We start from the raw sequence: 290 nt of genomic DNA on the forward strand, positions 1-290 counted from the left end.
GGGCTGGAGCATCGCGTCCCGCCCCGCCTCCGGGATGCCGGGCCCGGAATCCTGCACCGCGACGCTGACCCCGCGGCCCGTGACGTCGAGGGAGAGGCCCGCCGAGCCGCCGTACTTCACCGCGTTGTCGACGAGGTTGGTGATGGCCCGCTGCAGCTCGTCGGGGCGCCCGCGCACCAGGACGTGGCGGGTGCGCGCGACGGCCACGTCCGCGCCGATGTCCGCGAAGCCGTCGCAGACCGTCTGCACAACGGAGGCGATGTCCACGAGGACGTCCGCGCCGCTGCCCT

At 74.8% G+C, this 290-nt stretch carries 1 protein-coding gene; it reads right to left on the bottom strand.

Annotated features, from left to right (window positions below; translation table 11 throughout):
* On the bottom strand, window positions 1-290 hold a 290-nt coding region (locus ACLBXP_RS25905; protein ID WP_447670657.1), incomplete at both ends, for an ATP-binding protein.

It is taken from the genome of Methylobacterium sp. A54F (assembly GCF_053346035.1).